We start from the raw sequence: 19,139 nt of genomic DNA, 5'->3' as shown, positions 1-19,139 counted from the left end.
CAGCGAGTGTGAGCTATTCATGCTCGGTCTGCGGCTCATTCAACGGTCACCAGGTTCCTCCGATGTGGAGCCCGCCCCAGTGGTTCTGGTACAGCTGACCGTTTCAGTGTGGAACCGGCGAAGCCCTCCGCTCCTTGCGAGCGGAGGGCTTTTTCGTGCCTGGGTCGGTCAGCCTCTCCCAATGAACGGCATCCCGCTTGCGGTCAGCACCACGGTGCCGATGCTCGCCGACGGCGGCAGCTGCGCCATGTGCAGCACCGTGCGCGCTGCTTCCTCAACGGGGAAGGTGGGCTCGACACGCCTGGTTCCGTCGGCCTGGACGGCCCCTTCCCCGACGCCGAGGGTCTCCATCAGATCAGTGTGCGTGTTCCCGATGTCGATCTGGCCGCAGGTGATTCCGTAGGGACGCCCGTCCAGCTCGATCGACTTCGTCAGGCCCGTGATTGCGTGCTTGGTGGTTGTATAGGCGGCGGACCGCGGACGGGGAGAGTGCGCGGCTATGGAACCGTTGTTGATGATGCGCCCGCCCTGCGGATTCTGGTTCTTCATGAGCCGGAACGCCTCGGCGGCGCAGAGGAACGAGCCGGTCACGTTGATCGCGACTGTGGTGGTCCACTCGCCGACGTCGATTTCGTCCACCGCACCGGCCGGTCCGAAGATCCCCGCGTTGTTGAACAGCACGTCCAGGCGACCCCAGCGCTCGTGGGCGCTCGCGAAGAGGTTCGCGACGTCGTCGTGCTTTGATACGTCCGCGGGGATAACCTGCGCGAGCTCCCAGCCACGGGCGGTCTCCTCGAGGGGCTCCCGACGCCGGCCGGCAAGTACGACGGCGTGACCCGCCTCCAGGAACGCGTGCGCCACCGCGCGGCCGATGCCCGAGCCGGCTCCCGTAACCACGGCGACAAGGGGGCGTTCTGCGGCGGAATGGTTCATGGTGCTCCTTGTTGATTGGGATAAGTGCGGGCTGCCGTGGAACGGGTCAGGATGGGCGAGCCCACTCGAGGAGTTTCCCGAGTGGCCAGGTCGTGATGATCCGTTCCGGCGGCACCCCGTTTGCTTCGGCGCGCTCGGCACCGTACTGGAGGAAGTCGAGTTGGCCCGGGGCGTGGGCGTCACTGTCGATGCTGAACAGGCAACCAGCCTCAAGCGCGAGCTGAATGAGGTCGTCCGGCGGATCCTGGCGTTCGGGGCGGGAGTTGATCTCGACGGCCACGTTATTCTCGGCGCAGGCTGCGAAGATCTTCTCGGCGTCGAACTCGGACTGTGGGCGCTGGCCACGGGAACCCTGCACCAACCGCCCGGTGCAGTGGCCGAGGACGTTGGTGTGCGGGTCGCGGATGCCGCCGAGCATGCGTTCGGTCATGGTCCGGCGGTCCGAGCGCAGCTTTGAATGGATGCTCGCCACGACGATGTCGAGCTGATCGAGCATTTCCCCAGACTGGTCGAGTGTGCCGTCCTCGAGGATGTCCACTTCAATGCCTTTGAGAAGGCGGAAGGCGCCGTCGTCGTTGATTCCCTCCACAATGGCGAGTTGCTCAGTCAGCCGCTCGGCACTCAAACCGTTGGCGATTTTGAGGTTGGGGGAGTGGTCGGTGAGGGCGAGGTACTCGTGGCCGAGCGCACGAGCGGCGTCCACCATCAGCGGGATGGGGCTGCCGCCGTCGGACCAGTCGCTGTGGCTGTGCAGGTCGCCGCGCAGTTTGGCGCGTAACTCGGCGCCGCCGTCGGCCAGTGCTTCTTTGGACCGCTCGCGGAGGTCAGCCAGGTACGCGGGTACCTCGCCGTCGAGCGCCTGGCTGATGACCTCGAAGGAGCGGGCGCCGATTCCCTTCATGCGCTTGAGCCGCCCATCGCGGGCACGGGCGGCGAGCTCCTGGGGCTCGAGGTCCGCGATGGTTTCGGCTGCCCTGCGGAATGCCTGCACCTTGAAGCTTGGGGCGAGCTCGCGTTCGAGCCAGAAAGCGATCTCGTTCAGGGCTGCGGTGGCGTCCATGCGCCCATTCTGCACCATGGCGGAAGTGGGATCCGTGATCGAGGGGGCGCTGAGTAAGTGTTCGGACTATGTCGGGAAAACACCTAGTGGCCACCCAATGTCGCGGGCTACTGGTTGGTGGGTGCCTGGCCGTGACCGGGCTGGTTGGTGGAAGCCTGGCCCGGCTGGCCGTAGGGCGCCTGGCCGTAACCCGGCTGGCCGTAGGGTGCCTGGCCGTAACCGCCCTGCCCGTACCCTCCCTGGCCGTAACCGCCCTGCCCGTACCCTCCCTGGCCGTAACCGCCGTTCTCGTCGAAACGGGCGCCCTCAGGGTTGCTGGGCATGAACATGAAGACCAGCACGACGATGCTGGCGGGTGTGAGGTTGAGCAGGTACCACCAGCCGCTGAAGTTGCCGTCGTGCAGGCGGCGAACGGTAAGGGCGATGCTCGGAATGATGATCGCCAAGCTGAAGACACTCAGCAGCACAACTCCCAGGATGATCCCGCGGCCGGGCATGCCCGTCTCAGGATCCATGCCGATGAAAGCCCCGGCAATCATCACCACGGACAGCACCATGCTGACGAGGACATTGAACAGTGCCGCCCACCAGTATTCGCTCCGGCTCGCGCGGCCGGAGAATGTGGCGTACTTGCTGAAGAAGCGCTTCACTGCGACGCCGAAGGAGGCGCCATGCAACGGAAGATGCAGTGGGACCTGGGAACCTGTAGTGGCGGGGTAGCTGCTCGGGTAGCTCATGCGTGAACCTTTCAGGTGTGACTGTCAGGGACACACTATCCAGTTGTGGTGGAAAAGCAGATGGGCAGACCTATACCAAGGACAACCACGCAGGAATAAGATGTGAGCTACGCAACATCGGATCCCCTGGAGCGAAACCCTTGACAGGAGGACTGTGACGGGAGCTACAATAAAAGTGGAATAAAACTTCCACGATGTAAAAATAGCTACAGCACAAAACCAGGATCCAAAGCAGTATCCAATCTATCGCCGGAAACATCGAGTCAAATCGAATTCGTTCGAGGGTAAGGGTGTTCAGCGCCGGCGATAGCGCTCTACAGAAAGCTGACACCCATGAGCCTGAACACCCTCAACGCATCAACTCCTGCAGACGCCGCCGGAATCCTGAAGCCCTGCGTCGACATCCCGCGCTGGGTCAACGCAATCGTTGATGCCCGGCCGTTCTCTTCCGAGGCTGATCTCATCGCCTTCGCCGAACAGGCTGCATCCCCCTGGTCGACGAGCGAGATAGACGGCGCCCTCGCCCACCACCCGCGCATCGGCGAACGCGCCGAGGGGAACACCGCGGAGGCCACCATGTCCCGCGGTGAGCAGGCTGGCGTAAGCACCGCCGTCGAAACCCAAACCGCGCTCCTCGAGGGGAACCATGCCTACGAGGAAAAGTTCGGCCGCGTCTTCCTGATCCGCGCCGCGGGCCGCAGCGCCGAAGAAATCCTTGCCGCGCTTCACGAACGCCTGGGTAACACGCCCGAACAGGAACTGCCCATCATCGCCGGGCAGCTCCGCGAAATTGCCATCCTTCGACTCAAAGGGGTCCTTGCAGCATGAGCCGCAGTCACATCACCACCCACGTGCTGGACACCGGAACCGGGCGTCCCGCCGTCGGCGTCGTCGCCCGCCTCGACGGGCTCTCGCCTGAGGGTTGGCACGAAGTCGCCGGTGGAATCACCGACGACGACGGCCGCATCGCCTCCCTGGGACCCGTTGCCCTGGAGCCGGGAACCTACCGGATCGAATTCGAGACCGGTAAGTACTTCGCCTCCACGGACACGCCGACCTTCTTCCCGTCGGTCTCCCTGATTTTTGAACTCACCGACCCGGCACAGCACTACCACGTGCCGCTTTTGATTAGCCCATTTGCCTATTCCACCTACCGAGGAAGCTGACATGACTGCAACATTCACGGATTCAAACGTTCGCACCGCTGCCACCGGCCGGATTGTGCTCGGACGCAACCAGTACGGCAAGGCTGAGTGCCGCCTCGTCAAGATCACCCGCGACACCGCACGGCACCAGATTGAAGACCTCAACGTGACATCGCAGCTTCACGGAGACTTCGAAGCAGCGCACACAGTCGGGGACAACGCGCAGGTCGTCGCCACGGACACGCAGAAGAACACCGTCTACGCGTTCGCCCGCGACGGCGTCGGCTCACCGGAGGCGTTCCTCCTACGCCTCGGAAAGCACTTCACCGAGAGCTTCGAATGGGTAAACGGTGGCCGCTGGGCAGCCGAGCAGTATTTCTGGGACAGGATCAACGACCACGATCACGCCTTTTCGCGCAACAAGTCGGAGACCCGCACCGCAGTCCTGCTCATTGAGAACAACGTTCGGCACATTGTTGCGGGCATTCAGGACCTTACCGTCCTGAAGTCCACGGGTTCGGAGTTCCACGGGTACCCCCGCGACCGGTACACCACCCTGAAGGAAACCACCGACCGCATCCTCGCAACCGACGTCACGGCCCGCTGGCGCTACAACGCTGACGCTACGGACATCGATTTCAATGCGATCTACGCGAGTGTCCGCGGGATTCTGCTCGACGCCTTCGCGCAGACCCACTCGCTGGCCCTGCAGCAGACCATGTTCCAGATGGGCAAGCAGGTCCTTGAGGCGCACCCCGAAATCGCTGACGTCAAGCTCTCCCTGCCGAACAACCACCACTTCCTCGTGGACCTCGAGCCGTTCGGGCTCGACAACCCGAACGAGGTTTTCTTCGCAGCCGACCGGCCGTACGGGCTGATCGAGGCGACGGTTGAGCGCGAAGGCGACGCCCAGGGCTCCACGAACAAGGCACCGATCTGGGAGACCATCCCGGGCTTCTGCTGATCGCGGGAGGTTCGGGCCAAAGAATCAAGGGCCACCGGCCCGCGACCTCCCAAACAGAGCGGCCGGACACCTTGCACGCGTCCGGCCGCTCACCAACCACTCATGTGAGACAAGGAAGTCATACTCATGAAAGCAGTCAGTTCCATGAAACACGATACGAAGCCCCAACGGCCAGAAGATGAACGCCTGCCCCTGGGCCGCACGTTTGCTTACGGTTTCCAGCACGTCCTGACCATGTACGGCGGAATCATCGCCGTCCCCCTTATTGTCGGAACAGCCGCGGGGATGTCACAGGATGAGATCGCCGTCCTCATCGCGTCCTGCCTCTTCGTCGGTGGCGCTGCAACAGTCCTGCAGAGCTACGGCGTAAAGTTCTTCGGCTCGCAGCTTCCGCTGGTACAGGGTGTCTCTTTCGCCGGCGTCGCAACAATGACCGCGATCCTCAGCGGCGGAGGCGGTATCGAAACCGTCTTCGGGGCAGTACTGGTCGCATCGGTGATCGGCCTGGTCATTGCGCCGTTCTTCGCCAAGATCATCAAGTTCTTCCCGCCGGTTGTCACCGGCGTCATCATCACAACCATCGGCCTAACCCTGATGCCCGTAGCAGCGAACTGGGCCATGGGCGGAAACCCGGCAGCGGACAACTATGGCAGCCTGACCAACATCGGCCTCGCCGCAGGCACCCTCGCCCTGGTGCTGCTGCTGAGCAAGCTTGGCAACGCCACACTCTCGCGACTGTCCATCCTGCTGGCGATCGTCGCCGGCACCGTAGTGGCAGCGCTCCTCGGGCTTGCTGACTTCTCCAACGTCGGCAACGGAGCAATCTTCTCCTTCCCCCAGCCCTTCGCCTTCGGATGGCCGATCTTCGACCTCGCCGCCATCATCTCGATGACCATCGTCATCCTGGTGTGCATGACGGAAACGACGGCGGACATCCTCGCGGTAGCCGAGATCGCGAAGACCAAGGTCGATTCCCGCCGCATTGCGGACGGCCTCCGCGCCGACATGCTCTCAAGCGCATTGGCACCCGTGTTCAACTCGTTCGCGCAGACAGCGTTCGCGCAGAACGTCGGTCTTGTCGCCATCACCGGTGTGCGTAGCCGGTATGTGGTGACCGCAGGTGGCCTCATCATGGTGATCCTCGGGCTCCTGCCGATTCTTGGCCGCCTGGTCGCAGCGGTTCCGACGCCCGTGCTCGGAGGCGCCGGCATCGTACTCTTCGGCACAGTGGCAGCCAGTGGTATCCGTACCCTCGCGAAGGTGGACTACCAGGACAACATGAACCTGATCATCGTCGCAGTGTCGCTGGCCTTCGGCATGATCCCCGTCGTGGCACCAACGTTCTACGACGAGTTCCCCACCTGGTTCGGCATCATCTTCCACTCGGGCATCAGCTCGGCGGCCATCATGGCGGTGCTGCTGAACCTGCTCTTCAACCACCTCAAAGCAGGTAATCCCGACAGGGCCTCGGTGTTCGTCGCAAGCCCGCCGCGCATGGTCCGCGAGGACGAGCTTGCGGCACTGCAGGACGGCGACAGCTACCAGGGCGGCAAGCTGGTGGCCGCTGACGGAACCGAGATTCCCGTGGTGACCGCTGCCCAGTACCAGGTTGTCAAGGAGAAGCTCGACAAGGGTGAGATCACCGGCGTCGAGGACATCCGCAAGATCTGTGACGGGAAATCCGGCGACCACACCTAACCAACGCTTCCCCGCCTGCCCGGCTTGACTCCTGCCTTCACACGGATTGAGTGCACACACGGGCGGGCGGGGATCCACACCTGGATCAGCAGACAGGACCACTGAGCTGGCGGCATACACCGCCGTCGCCGGTGGTCCTGTGCCGTTTCATCCTGTTAAGAAACGACTGAAACGGAGATCCGATAATGACACGCACCTGGGTCCGGAACCCACTTGCCATCTTCACCGCGAACGACGACGACGCCGACGGTGGCCTGGTAATCGACGGCGCCACCATCGCCGAACTTGTGCCCTCGGGAGCAACACCGGCCGGGCCCTACGATGCGGTGTTTGAGGCCCGCGGCCACGTGGTCCTTCCCGGGCTGATCAACACGCACCACCACTTCTACCAAACCCTCACCCGCGCGTGGGCGCCCGTGGTGAACGTGCCGCTGTTCCCCTGGCTGGTCAACCTTTATCCGGTGTGGGCCAGGCTCAGTCCACGCGACCTGGAACTGGCGACGACGGCTGCGCTCGCCGAACTGCTGCTCTCCGGCTGCACCACCGCCGCCGACCACCACTACCTCTTCCCGGGCGGCATGGAAGAGTCGATAGACGTCCAGGTGTCCGTGGTCCGCGAGCTTGGGATGCGCGCCATGCTCACCCGGGGCTCGATGTCCCTCGGCGAGGACGACGGCGGCCTGCCGCCCCAGCGGACAGTCCAGGAAGCCGAGGTAATCCTGGCAGACAGCGAGCGGCTGATCAATCGGTACCACGAGCGTGGCGAGGGCGCGCAGGTGCAGATCGGCCTGGCGCCGTGCTCTCCGTTCTCGGTGACCACGGACATCATGAGGGCCAGTGCTGAGTTGGCGGAGAAGCACGACGTCCGTCTCCACACCCACCTGGCTGAGACCCTGGATGAGGAGGACTTTTGCCGGGAGCGGTTCGGCCTCCGGACCGTCGATTACCTGGAGAGCGTGGGCTGGCTCGGCTCCCGCACCTGGCTGGCCCATGGCATCCACTTCGACGATTCCGAGGTTGCGCGGCTCGGGGCCGCAGGAGTTGGAGTGGCGCACTGCCCGACGTCGAACATGCGCCTGGCGTCCGGCCTCTGCCGGGCTGTGGAATTGGAGGAAGCGGGTGTTGCGGTGGGGCTGGGTGTGGACGGTTCGGCGTCGAACGATGCCTCCAACCTGATCCTCGAAGCGCGGCAGGCGCTCTATATCCAGCGCCTTCGCTACGGTGCGGAACGGGCGACGCCGGAGCGAGCGCTGGGTTGGGCCACCCGCGGGTCTGCGGCGGCGCTGGGGCGGTCGGATATCGGTGAGCTGGCTGTCGGTAAACAGGCGGACCTCGCGATGTACCGGCTCGATGACCTTCGCTTCTCCGGCAGCCACGATCCGCTTGCCGCGTTGCTGCTGTGCGGCGCGGACCGGGCAGACCGGGTCATGGTCGGTGGTCAGTGGCGCGTGGAGAGCGGCGCCGTCGTCGGGCTTGACCTGGAACGGTTGATCGCGGAGCACTCGGCGGCTGCGCGGAAGCTCGTGGGCTAGCCCTCAACGACCGGGTTGGCCGTGGTGGCCCGTGGTAGTGTCGAGCAGAAATCGGCCGCGGGAGGGTAAGTGGGAACTGGGAAACGTCCCACTATTACCGATGTCGCACGGGTTGCTGCCGTATCACCGACAACGGTCTCGCACGCGCTCAATAACCGCGGGTACGTCGACCCGCGTACCAGGGAAAAGGTCCGCAAGGTTGCTGAGGAACTTGGGTACCGCCCGAGCGTCCGGGCACAACGCCTGCGGGCGGGCAGTGCCCAGACAGTTGGTTTGGTCGCGTCGATGCCAACCTCCGTTGCTGCCGGGCCGTCAAAGCTCGGATTCTTCATGGAAGTGGCGGCATCGGCTGCGGAAACAGCCCTTATGCACGGGTTCGCGATGATTCTTATCCCGCCGCTCGAGACGCAGCTGGAGCTGGGCCAGTTCGACATCGACGGCGCCGTCGTCGTCGAGCCTCAGGAAAACGATCCCGCGACTACCCGGTTGCGAGCACTCGGGGTTCCTGTGGTCAGCCTCGGCCGCCAGCCCGGCGCGGAGGAAGACATCCCGTACGTTGACATGCACTCGCGTGCAACTGGTGAACTGCTCCTCGAACACCTGTGCGAGCAGGGGGCCAGGCAGATAGCGCTGCTGATTGGCGCAGGTCCCCGGCATTCCTACCTTGACGTTGCCGAGGCCTACCGGGTGTTCACTGCGAATTACGGCATGAAGCCCATTGTCATTCAGGTGGACGAAGAGGAGGGAGAGGCCGGCGGGTATCACGCGGCGCTCTCCCTCCTCGAGTCACATCCCGACGTCGATGGCATCTGCGCGCTGGTTGACGCCTTCGCCGTAGGTGTTGTGCGCGCCCTGAAGGAGAAGGGCCGCAGAGTGCCCGACGACGTCAGGGTGGTCACCCGGTACAACGGCCTTCGGTCCCAGACGTGTCAGCCCCCGCTGACCGCCGTGAACCTGAACCTGTCTGCCGCCGCTGGACTCGCGGTGGACCTGCTCCTCGAACATCGCAGGGGTGACAAGAGCCGCCACGTTGTATCCGGACCCTTCCCGGAACTGGTCCCGCGGGAATCCTCCGTGCGGATACCCCGTGAGCCCGGACGGCTAACCCTGGAAGAGGACCGCCACTCCTGAAATCAGCGCGAAGCTGAGGACGATGGTGCGCATCCTCTTCCCGCCCAGGCGATGATGAATTGCGGCGCTGGCGAGGGCCCCAATCACGAGGGCGGGCAGCAGGTAGAGGGCCATCTGCACCTGCGGGAAGTGCACGTTCCCCGTTCCGGCAAGCAACGCAAGCGACATCAGCTCGCCCACCAGGAAGCAGAAGGCCACCGTCGAACGCAGGACGGGCGCGGGCCGGTGCTGGTAGGCCAGGACCAGCGGCGGCCCACCGATTCCGGTGGCCGTTTCCGTAACGCCGGTGACGGTGCCCACGGCGAGTAGCGCGCCGCGTCCTGCTTTGAAGGACGGCACAATCAGTGACACCAGGGCCGCGAGGATCGTTGATATGCCAATCAGAAGGCTAAGGCCGGATGGCGGGATCGCCACCAGCACCCAGAACCCCCCAGCAGTTCCCGCCACACGGCCAATCGTGATCCAGCCTGCTCCCCGCAGATCAAGCGCATGCCTCTCACGCCACACAACGTAGGCATTGAGCGGCAACATGAGGATGAGTAACAGCACGGGAAGAAGCGTGGGCTCGAAGAAGCCAACCACCGGAGCCACGATGAGCGCAAAGCCCATGCCCGTGCTGCCCTGAACGAGGGCCGCGATGGCTACCGTGACAGCAACCAGGATGAATATTTCAGTGCTCAAGAGTTTCCTTCAATCGGGGTCTCGCCAGGTACATCTGAATCACTCAGAATCACCCGACGGGGCTGGGCACCGGAACGCGGGTGCGCTGCTTGAGCGCCTGGTGTTCCGACGCCGTGGCATGGAGGCGCCGGACCGGGGCTTTGGCCATGACACGGTGTGCAACCTCCCTTGCCTCGTCAACGAAGGCGCGGGCGTCCCAATCCACTGGCCACCCATTCCACAACCTCAACTTGCCGGCAACGACGACGGCGTTGATCTGGTCGCGGTTGGCATACCGGACGAGCTCCCAGGTGGGGTCCCAGGAAGGCTGCATTTCCGGGACCGACCAATCCAGCACAAGGAAGTCCGCCGACTTGCCCACCGCGATCTCTCCAGTCACCTCGCCGATGCCAGCAGCGTCCGCCCCACCCATCGTGGCGTGGTGAAGCCAGGTCCAGCCGCCACCACTTGAGGAATCACCGGTTTGCAGGCCGAAGGCAAGGCGCTGCGCCAGTTCCGCGGTGTCCACCAAGCGGAACGCATCGCTACGGGTTCCGTCCGTGCCGATTCCAAATCGGATCATGCGTTCCGCAAAGTGGAGGGCCGGCGCAACGGCATTTCCCTTCCACGCGCTCGCCACCGGGTTGTAGCTCACTGCAGCGCCCGTTTCCTCGAGCAGCCTCAATTCGTGCGGGGTCACCAACGTGGCGTGGGCGGCCAGGGTCTGGGGACCCAGGGCGCCGACCGAGTGCATGTACTCAAGTGGACGTAACCCGCATCGTTCGATCGATCGCTCCACGGAAGCGAGGTGCTCATTCAAATGCACCTGATAGACAGCGGCAGCTTCCTGCGCGAGGAGGGAGGTGTCCCGTAGAACTTCCTCGGTAGCGGCTTCGGGAATCGATACGGCGAGCGAGGGATGGACCAGCGACGCGCCATCCCACCGGCTGAGGTGCCGTTCAGCTCCCCGCATCACGTCGCCGTGATCGGTGACGGATCCGTCCGGGGAGAGATCGTTGCAGATGTAGCCCAGAACGCAGCGCAGTCCGACGTCCTGCGTTGCTGCCGCTACGGTGCCGACATCCACGTTTGCCCGGGTCCCGGCATCGCTCACGGTGGTGAATCCACCCCGCAAAGATTCGAGGGCCGCCAGTTTTGACGCTACGTAGATCGACTCGTCATCAAGATGCTGCTCAAGCGGAACCCAAAGCCTCCGGAAGATCTCCGAGGGCTCACCGCAAATCATTGATTTGCCGAAGCTCTGTGTCAGATGGTGATGTGTGTCGACGAACCCCGGCATCAACAGGTGGTGGTCAAGCCTGACCGGCGTCAGCATGGGGTTCTCGGCGATGAGGGTTGAAGCCGGACCAACCTGGCTGAAGACGCCGTTCTTCACCACCACACCGTGGTCGCGGACTGGGCCGTTCGGTAGAAGCAGCAGCTCCGGGAGGAGCAGCATCGTTTCGCCGTCGAAGGCTTTGGGCGCAAGGGGAATGTTCACAGGCTGTCTTTCACTTGATGGTCAGGTTCTGGAAGTGTGGCGGGTTCGGGTTGCTCGGCTGGTTCAGCGCTGCGTTTTCCCAGGTGGAGGAAGACGATGTTCATGATCACGCCGACGAAGGCGGTCATCGCTACACCACTTCCCAGCAGGATGCGGGCGTTGGGAGCGAGCTGGTCGTACATACCCGGAACGAGGATTGGCATGAGGCCGGCTGAGAGCGCCACCGCAGCGATGATCGTGTTCCGGTGGTCGTTGAAGTCCACACGCCGGAGCATCTGGAATCCCATCGCGATGATGATGGAGAAGACGACGACGGCGGTCCCACCGACCACAGCTGAGGGGATACCCGCCATGAGCTGTCCAATGGGGGCGAGGAGCCCGATCAGGATGAGGATGAACCCAGCCCCGACGGTTACGAAACGTGAGCGCACCCCGGTTGCTTTGACTATGCCGATGTTCTCACCGCTGGTGACGATCAGGGACGTTCCGAAAAAGCCTCCCAGGAGCGACATGATGGCATCGCCTCGGATGGTCTTGGGTGCATCCTGTTTCGCAACCACTTTCTTGCCGACCACTTCTCCGTTGAGCACCGTCTGGCCGGTGGCTTCTGCCATGGAGGCGATGCTGAAGATGAGGAGCGGAAGTGAGGCCAGGAGATCGAACTCCGGGGGGCCGAAGGGGAGGAACTGCGGGAAGGAGACGATGTTCCCCTCACCGAGTCCGGAGAAGTCTGCCAGCCCCATGGGTGCTGCCAGGAGTGTTGCGGCCACCATGCCGAGTAGGACCGAAACGGGCCGCAGGGAGGACGGCAGCAGCCGGTAGAAGAGGACGATGAGCACGATCGTGGCGACGCCAAGGGTCAGGTAGTCCAGACGCCCGAACTGTTCGGTGCCGGGCTGGCCGGTGATCAGGAACGCGGAATGCTTCACGAGGTTGATTCCGATGACCACGATCATCGTTCCCACGACGACGGTCGGGAAAAACCTGAGAAGCCGGGCGAAGAGGGGCAGAACGAGGAAGTAGAAGACGCCCGTCAGGATCACTGCGCCGGAGGCCATCTGCAGGCCATGCTCCTGCGCAATCATCAGGAACATGATGATTGGCGCTCCGCCGGGAAGCATGACGAAGGGCAACTTTGCCCCCAGCTTCCAGGGACCAAAAGACTGAAGCAGGGTGCCCAGGCCGGAAAGTATGAACGTTGCGCTCAGCAGATTTGTGGTTAGGGCGTCGGACAGACCGAGTGTCTGGCTGACAAGGAAGACGGCGGACAGGGGCGTCGCCACCATGACCATGACATGTTGCAGGCCAAGGGGTATAAGGCGGCGAAGTGGTGGAACCTCGTCCACCGGATGGACATTGGTGCTTTTCATGAGGTGACTTCTCTCAGGGATTGTTCGTTCTCGAAGGCACGGCTTTGTGCCGGAATCGGGAGGCAGCGTCCTGCAGCGTGAAACGCTGTGCCGCCACCCGAGGAAGAGGGGGATGGGAGTTGCTTGTGGCTATCCCAAATCGTTTTGGTAACTATGCCCTACATCACTTTTCGTGTCAACGGATGAAGGTCGCGCAGCCCGCGCACAGTGCCGCCGACCCGCCGACGCCGGGCAATATCATCTGTTTCTCATTTGTATTTCCTATGGTTGGTCGAGACCGTTCGCCCATCCACAGGAAGACCATGTGAAAGCTCAAACCAGGATCATTGAGGAACTGGGGGAGTCAAGGCGCGCGTTAATAGTGAGTACATCCCGAGACCGAGGAGCGCTCGCTGCCGCGCGATCGCTGCGGCAGGACGGCTGGACTGTCGGCGTGGGAACACCGGAAGGTAATGGGATGCTGTGCGCTTCGCGTGCTGCATCTGCGCGCCACACCGTGCCGCGTCCGCGGGGTGACGGAAGCGCCTTCGTCGACGGCGTGAGTGCTGCGGTCAACACGGGAGGATACGACGTCGTTTTCGGCGGCGGCGATGACTGGATGGCCGCGCTTTCCACCTACCGTGACCGCATCCCCACCCGGGTTGCACACCCGCCGGCCGAGGCCGTGAGCCGTGCCCTCGACAAGGTGGCCCTCGCCGAAAGCGCAGCACGTGTTGGGCTTGCCTCCCCGCGGACTGTTGTTGCCACTCCGGGTGCCATCTCTGACTGGGACGGGCCCTTGGTGGTCAAATCCCGTGCGCACTGGACGCCTGGCCAGCTCCGGCCGCACCGCATCGAGGCACGCCTCTTCGAGAGCATCACTGCCGCGAAGGAGCGCATCAACCATATGGAGCAGCTGGGTGCGGAACCGCTGCTGCAGGAACCGATCCACGGCCAGCTTGGGGCACTGATCGGCATCTTCCGCGACGGCCGTCTGGAGGGCCGGGTCCAGCAGGAGACACCGCGCCTCTGGCCCACGCCGAACGGGGCTTCGGCGCGTGCCCGGACCGTCGCCATCGACCCGGTGCTTGCCGCTGCGGTGGACAGGCTGCTTACCGACATCGGGTGGTGGGGCTTGGTGGAACTCCAGTTCCTGACCGGTGACGACGGCGTGCCCTATCTCATCGACTTCAACGGCCGCTTCTTCGGTTCGATAGCGCTCAGCAACGCGGCGCGCCCGGGACTGGCCGACGCCTGGGGCAGGCTCACGCTCGGCGAATCCGTGCCAACGCTCAGCGACGCTCCTGCCGGTTTCCGGTATGTGTGGACCGCGGGTGACCTGCGGCGTGCGCGGGTCGAACGCCGCGGCGGCCTGGTGACAGACGTCGTCGACACCCTGCGCTGGGCCACCCGTGCCCACCACAGCGTGTGGGATCCACTGGACCCGGGCCCGACGCTGCACCTGATGGCATCAAAGTTCGCCCGCAAAGGCTGACCGCCCACGGGGCCCGCTGGGTGCGCAGATAATCACCCTTTGGGTCGTCCTGTCGGTGATTATCTGACCACTCAACCGGGGGTTACCGGCGCCGCGCCGCCCGGATCATGTCAAGCGGAACGGTCCGCTCGGGTGCCCGCAGCGCGATCAGTCCCAGGGCATAGGTCCCGCACACCGCCAGCGCGACGACGACGGCCGTCAGCAGCGCCGGCGCTGCCAGTACGTTCACCAGCAGGATCCCGACGGCGGCCGCTACCGCCCCCAGCAGCGCCGCCCGCGCCAGGAGGACGACGGCGGCACGCAGGTTCACGCCGTCGTGCCGGCCCTGCAACAGCCACGCGTTGGCGACGGCGGCAACCACCAGGGATGCGCTCGTGGCCAGCGCGATACCAGCGATACCCATGATGGGCGCCAGGAGGATGTCGCCCACCACATTGATGATCATCGCGACCACGGCCACCACCACCGGTGCCTTCGAATCGCCTAATGCGTACGCAGTGCTGACCACCACCTGCCGGCACCCGAGCGCAAGCAGGGCGGGCGCGTACCAGGCGACCGCGGTTGCGGTGTCCTCGATGTCCTCTCGTGAGAATGCCCCGCGCCCGAACGCCACTTCGACGAGCGGGACTGCCGCAACGGCGAGCACCACGCACAGCGGAACAAGGATGGTGACAGTAACCGAGAGTCCGCGGTTGACCAGGCGCTTGAGTTCGGGCAAGTCCTTCACGGAAGCGCTGATCGCGGGGTAGAGCGGCACGAGCAAGGACGCGATGAGCAGCTGCTCCGGAAGGTTCACCAGTCGCCAGCCGTAGGAAAGCGCAGTGATGGCGCCTTCCTCCAGGGTGGAGCCGACGGCGCGGTCCACGAGCGTATTGATGTTGCCGATGGCGCTGCCGACCAGCATCGGCGGCACGAGGATCGCAATTTCCCGGAACCCGGGGTCCTTTAACTGAAGGCGGGGGGTGACTTTCGTTCCCAGGCTTCGCAGCGGCGGCAGTTGCAGGAGCAGGCGGGCGCCGGAGCCGATCACGAATCCGACGGCGAGGGCACTCACCCCGTACTGCGGGCCGAAGAGCCCAGCCGCCGCGATCATGATGATGTTGAACGGAACGCCCTGCAGTGAGGCCCACGCGAAGCGGCCGTGGGATTGGGCCAGGGCGGCCAGCAGATCGGTGCCCGCCACCAGCACCGTGGCGATCAGGATGATCCGGGTGAGCATTGTGACGGTAGCTGCATCACCGGCGTCGAACCCTGGTGCGATCAACGAGGTAACCGGTGCCGCGAAGATTCCCATCACGATGGACCCGACCCCGAGCACCACCATGGTGACAGTGAACGCAACATCGAACCCGGTGTGGCCGCGGCAGCCGTCTTCTTCCGCGGCAGCCTCCCGTGCAACCACCGGCGTTGCAGACCTGGCCATTGCATAGGCCACCAGGCCGAGCACAATGTTCATGAGGCCCTGCGCCACGAGGTAGGCATCGAGCTGGGCACCCGCACCGAAGATGGCGGCTATGACGACGTCGCGCAGGAAGCCGAAAAGTGTCGAGACGGCGGTGAGGCCGGTGACGAGCACAGCAGCCCTGGAGATCGACTTTCCTCCGGGTCTGGCCACGACATCCCACCCTATCCTGCCGATTCGGCGGCTGCGCTTTGCGAGGTGGAGCTCGCCGGTCGGCGCTGACAGAATACAGGCCCCTCTTGCCCGCAGCGGAGGGCACACGCAAGAGTAGTCGGCATCAACTATTAGGGCACGTCACCAGGCCATCATCAGGCCATCGAAAGGCGCCATGAAGTTCCAACTCTCCGCAACAGTGCTCGATTCGCCCGACGCCCGAGCCCTCGCCGACTTCTACCGCAAGCTGCTGGGCTGGGAAGCGAAATTCGCGGAGGACGATTGGGTGATGCTCAAAGCGCCCGACGGCGGCGCCGCACTTTCCTTCCAGACCGAACCAAACTACGTGCGGCCGGTCTGGCCCGCGGGTGAGCGGGACCACCCGATGATGATGCACCTGGACATTCACGTCGACAACCTCGACGCTGCCGGCGCGCACGCGCTTGGCCTGGGCGCTGAGCTTGCCGGGTTCCAACCGCAGGAGGGCGTGCGGGTTTACCTGGACCCGGCGGGCCACCCCTTCTGTCTCTTCCTGGACTGAGAACCTGCGGCGGGCGGTGCTAATCTCCGAGTATGTCCGGTAGCTCAAGAAAGCTTGTTCAGCCCGTCGGTGCCGAACTCCTTGAACGCAGTTACGCCGTCCAACGGGAGATCAGGAAAGCCCACCGGGTAATGGCGTTTCAGCAGGTGCTGGACCGCGACGGCAAGGCTACCCGGGCCAACATTGCACGTGACACCGGGCTCAATCCGTCCACCATCTCCACCATCCTGAAGGAGCTGATCGAAGACGGGCTGGTGGTCGAGGGTCTTCAAGCGGCGAGTACCGGCGGCAAGCCGGCGACCACGCTGAAGATCGACCGCTCCCTGCACAGGATCCTGACCCTGATTGTGCGGCCCCGCCTGCTGAGGGCTGCGCTCTTCACTCTTGATGGTGAGGTCGAATTCCGGGTGGCTGAGGAGTTCGACCGCAATGTCTCCCCGAAGGACGTCGTCCGGTTCGCCTCTACCTTGGTGTCAAAGGCAGACCGGAACGTCGGTGCCATCGGCGTGCAGGTGCCTGGAGCACAGGACGAGGGAGTCCTGCTGGAAAGCGTCCAGCTGGACTGGCACAACATACCCCTGTCCGCGCTGGTCAAGGAGGGTACCGGCGTCCCGGCCTACGTAGTGAACGACGCCGACGCCGAGGCCATGGTTGAGGGCGCGTACTATCCGAGTGCTGCCGCCAACCTCTACTTTGTGCACATGGGTGCGGGCCTGGGGGCGGCGATCATTTCCCGCGGCCTACTCCTCAGCGGGCTCTCGGGAAGGGCTGGCGAAATTGGCCACGTCCGGGTTGATTATGAAGCCACTGACGCCACCTGCCTGTGCGGTGTGGCTGGCTGCCTGGAGTCGGTGGTGTCGCTGCTTACCATGCTCGGTCCGGGCTACTCCGAGGAACTCTCCGGCGATGAGGTAGCGGCACTGGCAGCAGATCCTGTGGCGGTTGAACGGCTTGAAACCGGAGCAACAACACTTGCCCGGGCACTCCGGTTGGTCTGTGCTGCGCTCGACATTCCGCAGGTGGTGCTCGGTGGGGATGCTCCGTATCTGGGTGCGGAATTCCTGGCCGTCGTCCGGAGAGAGCTGCAGGCCGATCCAGCGATGGCCGCGCGGACGCTGAACGTCGTTTACGCGCATCCTGAACGCGACTCCTACGGAGTGGCGCAGTACGCCCTCAACAGGGCGTTCGGTGTCCAGTGGTCCTTCAAACCGCAGTCGGACTAGCTACCCGCTCGTAGCCCGGCGTGCGGCCGTCTCGATGCGCTCCCAATGTTCGGACCACTCTCCCGCGCTGCGCTGGGGCATGTTGGGATCTTCCGGACCACGGCCGGTAGCCCCGTCAACCAACTCCCGCAGAATGTCCGCATGCCCGAGGTGCTGTGCTGTTTCCACGCACATGTGCACCAGAATCTGCTGAAGAGTGACCCGACGCCGCTCTTCGGGCCACCACGGAACCTCCCCGACAGCGTCAAGCGGCAGCGCTTCAATGGTGGCGTCAGCGTGGGCCGCAGCGAAATGGTGCAGCTCGATAGTCGACTCCCGGGTCTCCTCCTCGGTGACCCACATGTCAGCCTCCGGTTCGGCGTCGTCGGTGAACCAGGGGAGGACTCGTCCACTCGACCGGCCGAAAACCTCGCCGAAGTAGTCCAGCTCCACGCTGGCTACGTGCTTCACCAGACCCAGCAGGTTGGTTCCGGTGGGGGTGAGGGGGCGGCGGGCGTCGTACTCGCTCAGGCCCTCGACCTTGGCCAGTAGATCGGCGCGGCGAAGGCGCAGGTACCGGTGCAGAACCTCTTTATCATCCATGGTGGCACTCTATCCGGCAGGCCTGACAGTTCTGCGGTTGCTGGGTGTGGACGTACCAGTGCCCCTGCTAACCGTGAGGTCGGCAGGGGCACTGTATAAACGTGCTTAGCCTGCGCAGACGAACTTCGCGTCAGCCCAGTCGCCATGGTCGTAGTTGATGCCGTCGCCGCCGTTGTCGACGATCAGGTCCACATAGGTGGCCCCGGAGATGTCAACGTTGATGGAGGCTGTTTCGGTGGTGGCTCCCATGACCGGAGTCTTCACGAGCTCCTCGCCGTCAGTGAGAACCGAGAAGCTGATCGAGCCCAGTGTTGCCTGGTAATCATCAACGCCTACCTTCGCGGTGAATGAGGTGCACTTTCCACCCGTGTAGTAACGGATGCTGCTGTTGGCATGGACTCCGAGGCCCTTGGTGAACGTTTGTCCGTTCAGCTTGATTGCGCTTCCGCTGTTCGATTTGTCGAGGGCGATGGCTCCGTAGCCGTTGGTGCCTTCGAGCCATTCGATATCGCTCGCGAACACGGTGCCGGTGGGTACTGTCGGTGGGGTTCCGGACTGCTGCGTGCGCTCGCCGGTTGCGCTTCCTGCGCCGTCGCCGCCGTCGTAGGTTGCGGTCGCGGTGAACACACGCTCGAGGAACTCCTCGCGCTGTTCAGGGACACGGATGTCGAAGCTGACGTTCGCGGACTGCCCTGGACGGATCATCTTGACCTGCTGGGTGTCAGGGTAAACCGTCCAATTGAGCGGGCCCGAGAAGGAAACGGTGCCCTTCTTCACGGGCTCATCGCCGTTGTTGGTCACGGTCACAGTGACCGGCTCAATGGACGGGCCGTCCAGGTTCACCTCGGAGATAGAGATTTCGACGGCGCCCGCCTCCGCCTGGGCGGTGGACTGGGCGTTGGCCGTGAAGGGGATCAGGGCCAAAACGAAGGCGCAGAGGAGGGCGAGGAGGGTGCGGGAGATTTTCTGCATG

General features: G+C 64.1%; 18 protein-coding genes. 9 read left to right on the top strand and 9 right to left on the bottom strand.

The features are described from left to right. Positions 1 to 168: 168 nt before the first annotated feature. The 3 genes from ACWA1U_RS03370 to ACWA1U_RS03360 all read right to left on the bottom strand — a co-directional run bounded on the left by ACWA1U_RS03370 (position 169) and on the right by ACWA1U_RS03360 (position 2,730). Complete coding sequence (locus ACWA1U_RS03370) at positions 169 to 933, bottom strand: SDR family oxidoreductase (protein WP_463723941.1); 765 nt, start codon at positions 931 to 933, stop codon at positions 169 to 171. Between the two features lie 46 nt (positions 934 to 979). Then, a complete protein-coding gene (locus ACWA1U_RS03365; RefSeq protein WP_463723940.1) occupies positions 980 to 1,993 on the bottom strand; it encodes a PHP domain-containing protein in 1,014 nt (337 codons plus the stop codon). Between the two features lie 107 nt (positions 1,994 to 2,100). Further along, positions 2,101 to 2,730, bottom strand: a complete 630-nt coding sequence (locus tag ACWA1U_RS03360) for a DUF805 domain-containing protein (protein ID WP_463723939.1) — start codon at positions 2,728 to 2,730, stop codon at positions 2,101 to 2,103. A 333-nt stretch (positions 2,731 to 3,063) separates the two neighbouring features. On the opposite strand from ACWA1U_RS03360, the gene uraD reads away from it, so the two are divergent. The 6 genes from uraD to ACWA1U_RS03330 all read left to right on the top strand — a co-directional run bounded on the left by uraD (position 3,064) and on the right by ACWA1U_RS03330 (position 9,200). Further along, positions 3,064 to 3,558, top strand: coding sequence for a 2-oxo-4-hydroxy-4-carboxy-5-ureidoimidazoline decarboxylase (uraD, locus tag ACWA1U_RS03355; protein WP_463723938.1), 495 nt, complete (start codon positions 3,064 to 3,066; stop codon positions 3,556 to 3,558). After that, positions 3,555 to 3,896 (top strand): hydroxyisourate hydrolase, encoded by a 342-nt coding sequence (gene uraH / locus ACWA1U_RS03350; RefSeq protein WP_463723937.1) that lies wholly within the window; start codon positions 3,555 to 3,557, stop codon positions 3,894 to 3,896. Before uraD ends, uraH begins: the two co-directional genes overlap by 4 nt. A 1-nt stretch (position 3,897) precedes the next feature. Continuing rightward, the gene (gene pucL, locus ACWA1U_RS03345; RefSeq protein ID WP_463723936.1) at positions 3,898 to 4,839 is read left to right on the top strand and encodes a factor-independent urate hydroxylase; all 942 of its coding nucleotides are present in this window, start codon (positions 3,898 to 3,900) and stop codon (positions 4,837 to 4,839) included. Positions 4,840 to 4,983: 144 nt separating this feature from the next. Then, positions 4,984 to 6,537: a nucleobase:cation symporter-2 family protein gene (locus tag ACWA1U_RS03340; RefSeq protein WP_463723935.1), complete on the top strand. Its 1,554-nt coding sequence runs from the start codon at positions 4,984 to 4,986 to the stop codon at positions 6,535 to 6,537. Between the two features lie 185 nt (positions 6,538 to 6,722). Continuing rightward, positions 6,723 to 8,069 (top strand): 8-oxoguanine deaminase, encoded by a 1,347-nt coding sequence (locus ACWA1U_RS03335; protein WP_463723934.1) that lies wholly within the window; start codon positions 6,723 to 6,725, stop codon positions 8,067 to 8,069. 69 nt (positions 8,070 to 8,138) lie between these two features. Further along, positions 8,139 to 9,200, top strand: coding sequence for a LacI family DNA-binding transcriptional regulator (locus tag ACWA1U_RS03330; protein ID WP_463723933.1), 1,062 nt, complete (start codon positions 8,139 to 8,141; stop codon positions 9,198 to 9,200). Here ACWA1U_RS03330 and ACWA1U_RS03325 read toward each other — a convergent pair. The 3 genes from ACWA1U_RS03325 to ACWA1U_RS03315 are packed head-to-tail and all read right to left on the bottom strand — an operon-like array spanning position 9,171 to position 12,731. Beyond that, positions 9,171 to 9,881, bottom strand: coding sequence for a sulfite exporter TauE/SafE family protein (locus ACWA1U_RS03325; protein WP_463723932.1), 711 nt, complete (start codon positions 9,879 to 9,881; stop codon positions 9,171 to 9,173). The two genes, ACWA1U_RS03330 and ACWA1U_RS03325, sit on opposite strands and share 30 nt — an antisense overlap. A gap of 49 nt (positions 9,882 to 9,930) precedes the next feature. After that, positions 9,931 to 11,361 carry an amidohydrolase family protein gene (locus tag ACWA1U_RS03320; RefSeq protein ID WP_463723931.1) on the bottom strand — a complete coding sequence of 477 codons (1,431 nt, stop codon included), beginning with the start codon at positions 11,359 to 11,361 and terminating at the stop codon, positions 9,931 to 9,933. Continuing rightward, the gene (locus ACWA1U_RS03315) at positions 11,358 to 12,731 is read right to left on the bottom strand and encodes a uracil-xanthine permease family protein (protein ID WP_463723930.1); all 1,374 of its coding nucleotides are present in this window, start codon (positions 12,729 to 12,731) and stop codon (positions 11,358 to 11,360) included. Before ACWA1U_RS03315 ends, ACWA1U_RS03320 begins: the two co-directional genes overlap by 4 nt. 361 nt (positions 12,732 to 13,092) lie before the next feature. On the opposite strand from ACWA1U_RS03315, the gene ACWA1U_RS03310 reads away from it, so the two are divergent. Further along, positions 13,093 to 14,205, top strand: a complete 1,113-nt coding sequence (locus ACWA1U_RS03310; RefSeq protein WP_463723929.1) for an ATP-grasp domain-containing protein — start codon at positions 13,093 to 13,095, stop codon at positions 14,203 to 14,205. An 82-nt stretch (positions 14,206 to 14,287) separates the two neighbouring features. On the opposite strand, the gene murJ is transcribed toward ACWA1U_RS03310, so the two are convergent. After that, positions 14,288 to 15,820, bottom strand: coding sequence for a murein biosynthesis integral membrane protein MurJ (murJ, locus tag ACWA1U_RS03305; protein WP_463723928.1), 1,533 nt, complete (start codon positions 15,818 to 15,820; stop codon positions 14,288 to 14,290). 175 nt (positions 15,821 to 15,995) lie between these two features. On the opposite strand from murJ, the gene ACWA1U_RS03300 reads away from it, so the two are divergent. Beyond that, positions 15,996 to 16,361, top strand: a complete 366-nt coding sequence (locus ACWA1U_RS03300) for a VOC family protein (RefSeq protein ID WP_463723927.1) — start codon at positions 15,996 to 15,998, stop codon at positions 16,359 to 16,361. A 32-nt stretch (positions 16,362 to 16,393) separates the two neighbouring features. Further along, positions 16,394 to 17,584, top strand: coding sequence for an ROK family protein (locus tag ACWA1U_RS03295; RefSeq protein WP_463723926.1), 1,191 nt, complete (start codon positions 16,394 to 16,396; stop codon positions 17,582 to 17,584). On the opposite strand, the gene ACWA1U_RS03290 is transcribed toward ACWA1U_RS03295, so the two are convergent. Both ACWA1U_RS03290 and ACWA1U_RS03285 read right to left on the bottom strand, forming a co-directional pair. Further along, complete coding sequence (locus tag ACWA1U_RS03290) at positions 17,585 to 18,166, bottom strand: DinB family protein (RefSeq protein ID WP_463723925.1); 582 nt, start codon at positions 18,164 to 18,166, stop codon at positions 17,585 to 17,587. Between the two features lie 105 nt (positions 18,167 to 18,271). Beyond that, complete coding sequence (locus ACWA1U_RS03285; protein ID WP_463723924.1) at positions 18,272 to 19,138, bottom strand: NPCBM/NEW2 domain-containing protein; 867 nt, start codon at positions 19,136 to 19,138, stop codon at positions 18,272 to 18,274. Between the last annotated feature and the right edge of the window lies 1 nt (position 19,139).

The sequence above is a fragment of the Arthrobacter sp. TRD_SC_6 genome (genome assembly GCF_055361185.1).
Note: the sequence above shows the minus strand (reverse complement) of the source record. Positions and strands in the feature narration are given on the sequence as shown.

What these genes read in the sequence shown, in the direction of transcription:
- ACWA1U_RS03370 (WP_463723941.1), bottom strand. Translation starts at nt 933, where the DNA reads ATGAACCATTCCGCCGCAGAACGCCCCCTTGTCGCCGTGGTTACGGGA.
- ACWA1U_RS03365 (WP_463723940.1), bottom strand. Translation starts at nt 1,993, where the DNA reads ATGGACGCCACCGCAGCCCTGAACGAGATCGCTTTCTGGCTCGAACGC.
- ACWA1U_RS03360 (WP_463723939.1), bottom strand. Translation starts at nt 2,730, where the DNA reads ATGAGCTACCCGAGCAGCTACCCCGCCACTACAGGTTCCCAGGTCCCA.
- uraD (WP_463723938.1), top strand. Translation starts at nt 3,064, where the DNA reads ATGAGCCTGAACACCCTCAACGCATCAACTCCTGCAGACGCCGCCGGA.
- uraH (WP_463723937.1), top strand. Translation starts at nt 3,555, where the DNA reads ATGAGCCGCAGTCACATCACCACCCACGTGCTGGACACCGGAACCGGG.
- pucL (WP_463723936.1), top strand. Translation starts at nt 3,898, where the DNA reads ATGACTGCAACATTCACGGATTCAAACGTTCGCACCGCTGCCACCGGC.
- ACWA1U_RS03340 (WP_463723935.1), top strand. Translation starts at nt 4,984, where the DNA reads ATGAAACACGATACGAAGCCCCAACGGCCAGAAGATGAACGCCTGCCC.
- ACWA1U_RS03335 (WP_463723934.1), top strand. Translation starts at nt 6,723, where the DNA reads ATGACACGCACCTGGGTCCGGAACCCACTTGCCATCTTCACCGCGAAC.
- ACWA1U_RS03315 (WP_463723930.1), bottom strand. Translation starts at nt 12,731, where the DNA reads ATGAAAAGCACCAATGTCCATCCGGTGGACGAGGTTCCACCACTTCGC.
- ACWA1U_RS03300 (WP_463723927.1), top strand. Translation starts at nt 15,996, where the DNA reads ATGAAGTTCCAACTCTCCGCAACAGTGCTCGATTCGCCCGACGCCCGA.
- ACWA1U_RS03295 (WP_463723926.1), top strand. Translation starts at nt 16,394, where the DNA reads ATGTCCGGTAGCTCAAGAAAGCTTGTTCAGCCCGTCGGTGCCGAACTC.
- ACWA1U_RS03290 (WP_463723925.1), bottom strand. Translation starts at nt 18,166, where the DNA reads ATGGATGATAAAGAGGTTCTGCACCGGTACCTGCGCCTTCGCCGCGCC.
- ACWA1U_RS03285 (WP_463723924.1), bottom strand. Translation starts at nt 19,138, where the DNA reads ATGCAGAAAATCTCCCGCACCCTCCTCGCCCTCCTCTGCGCCTTCGTT.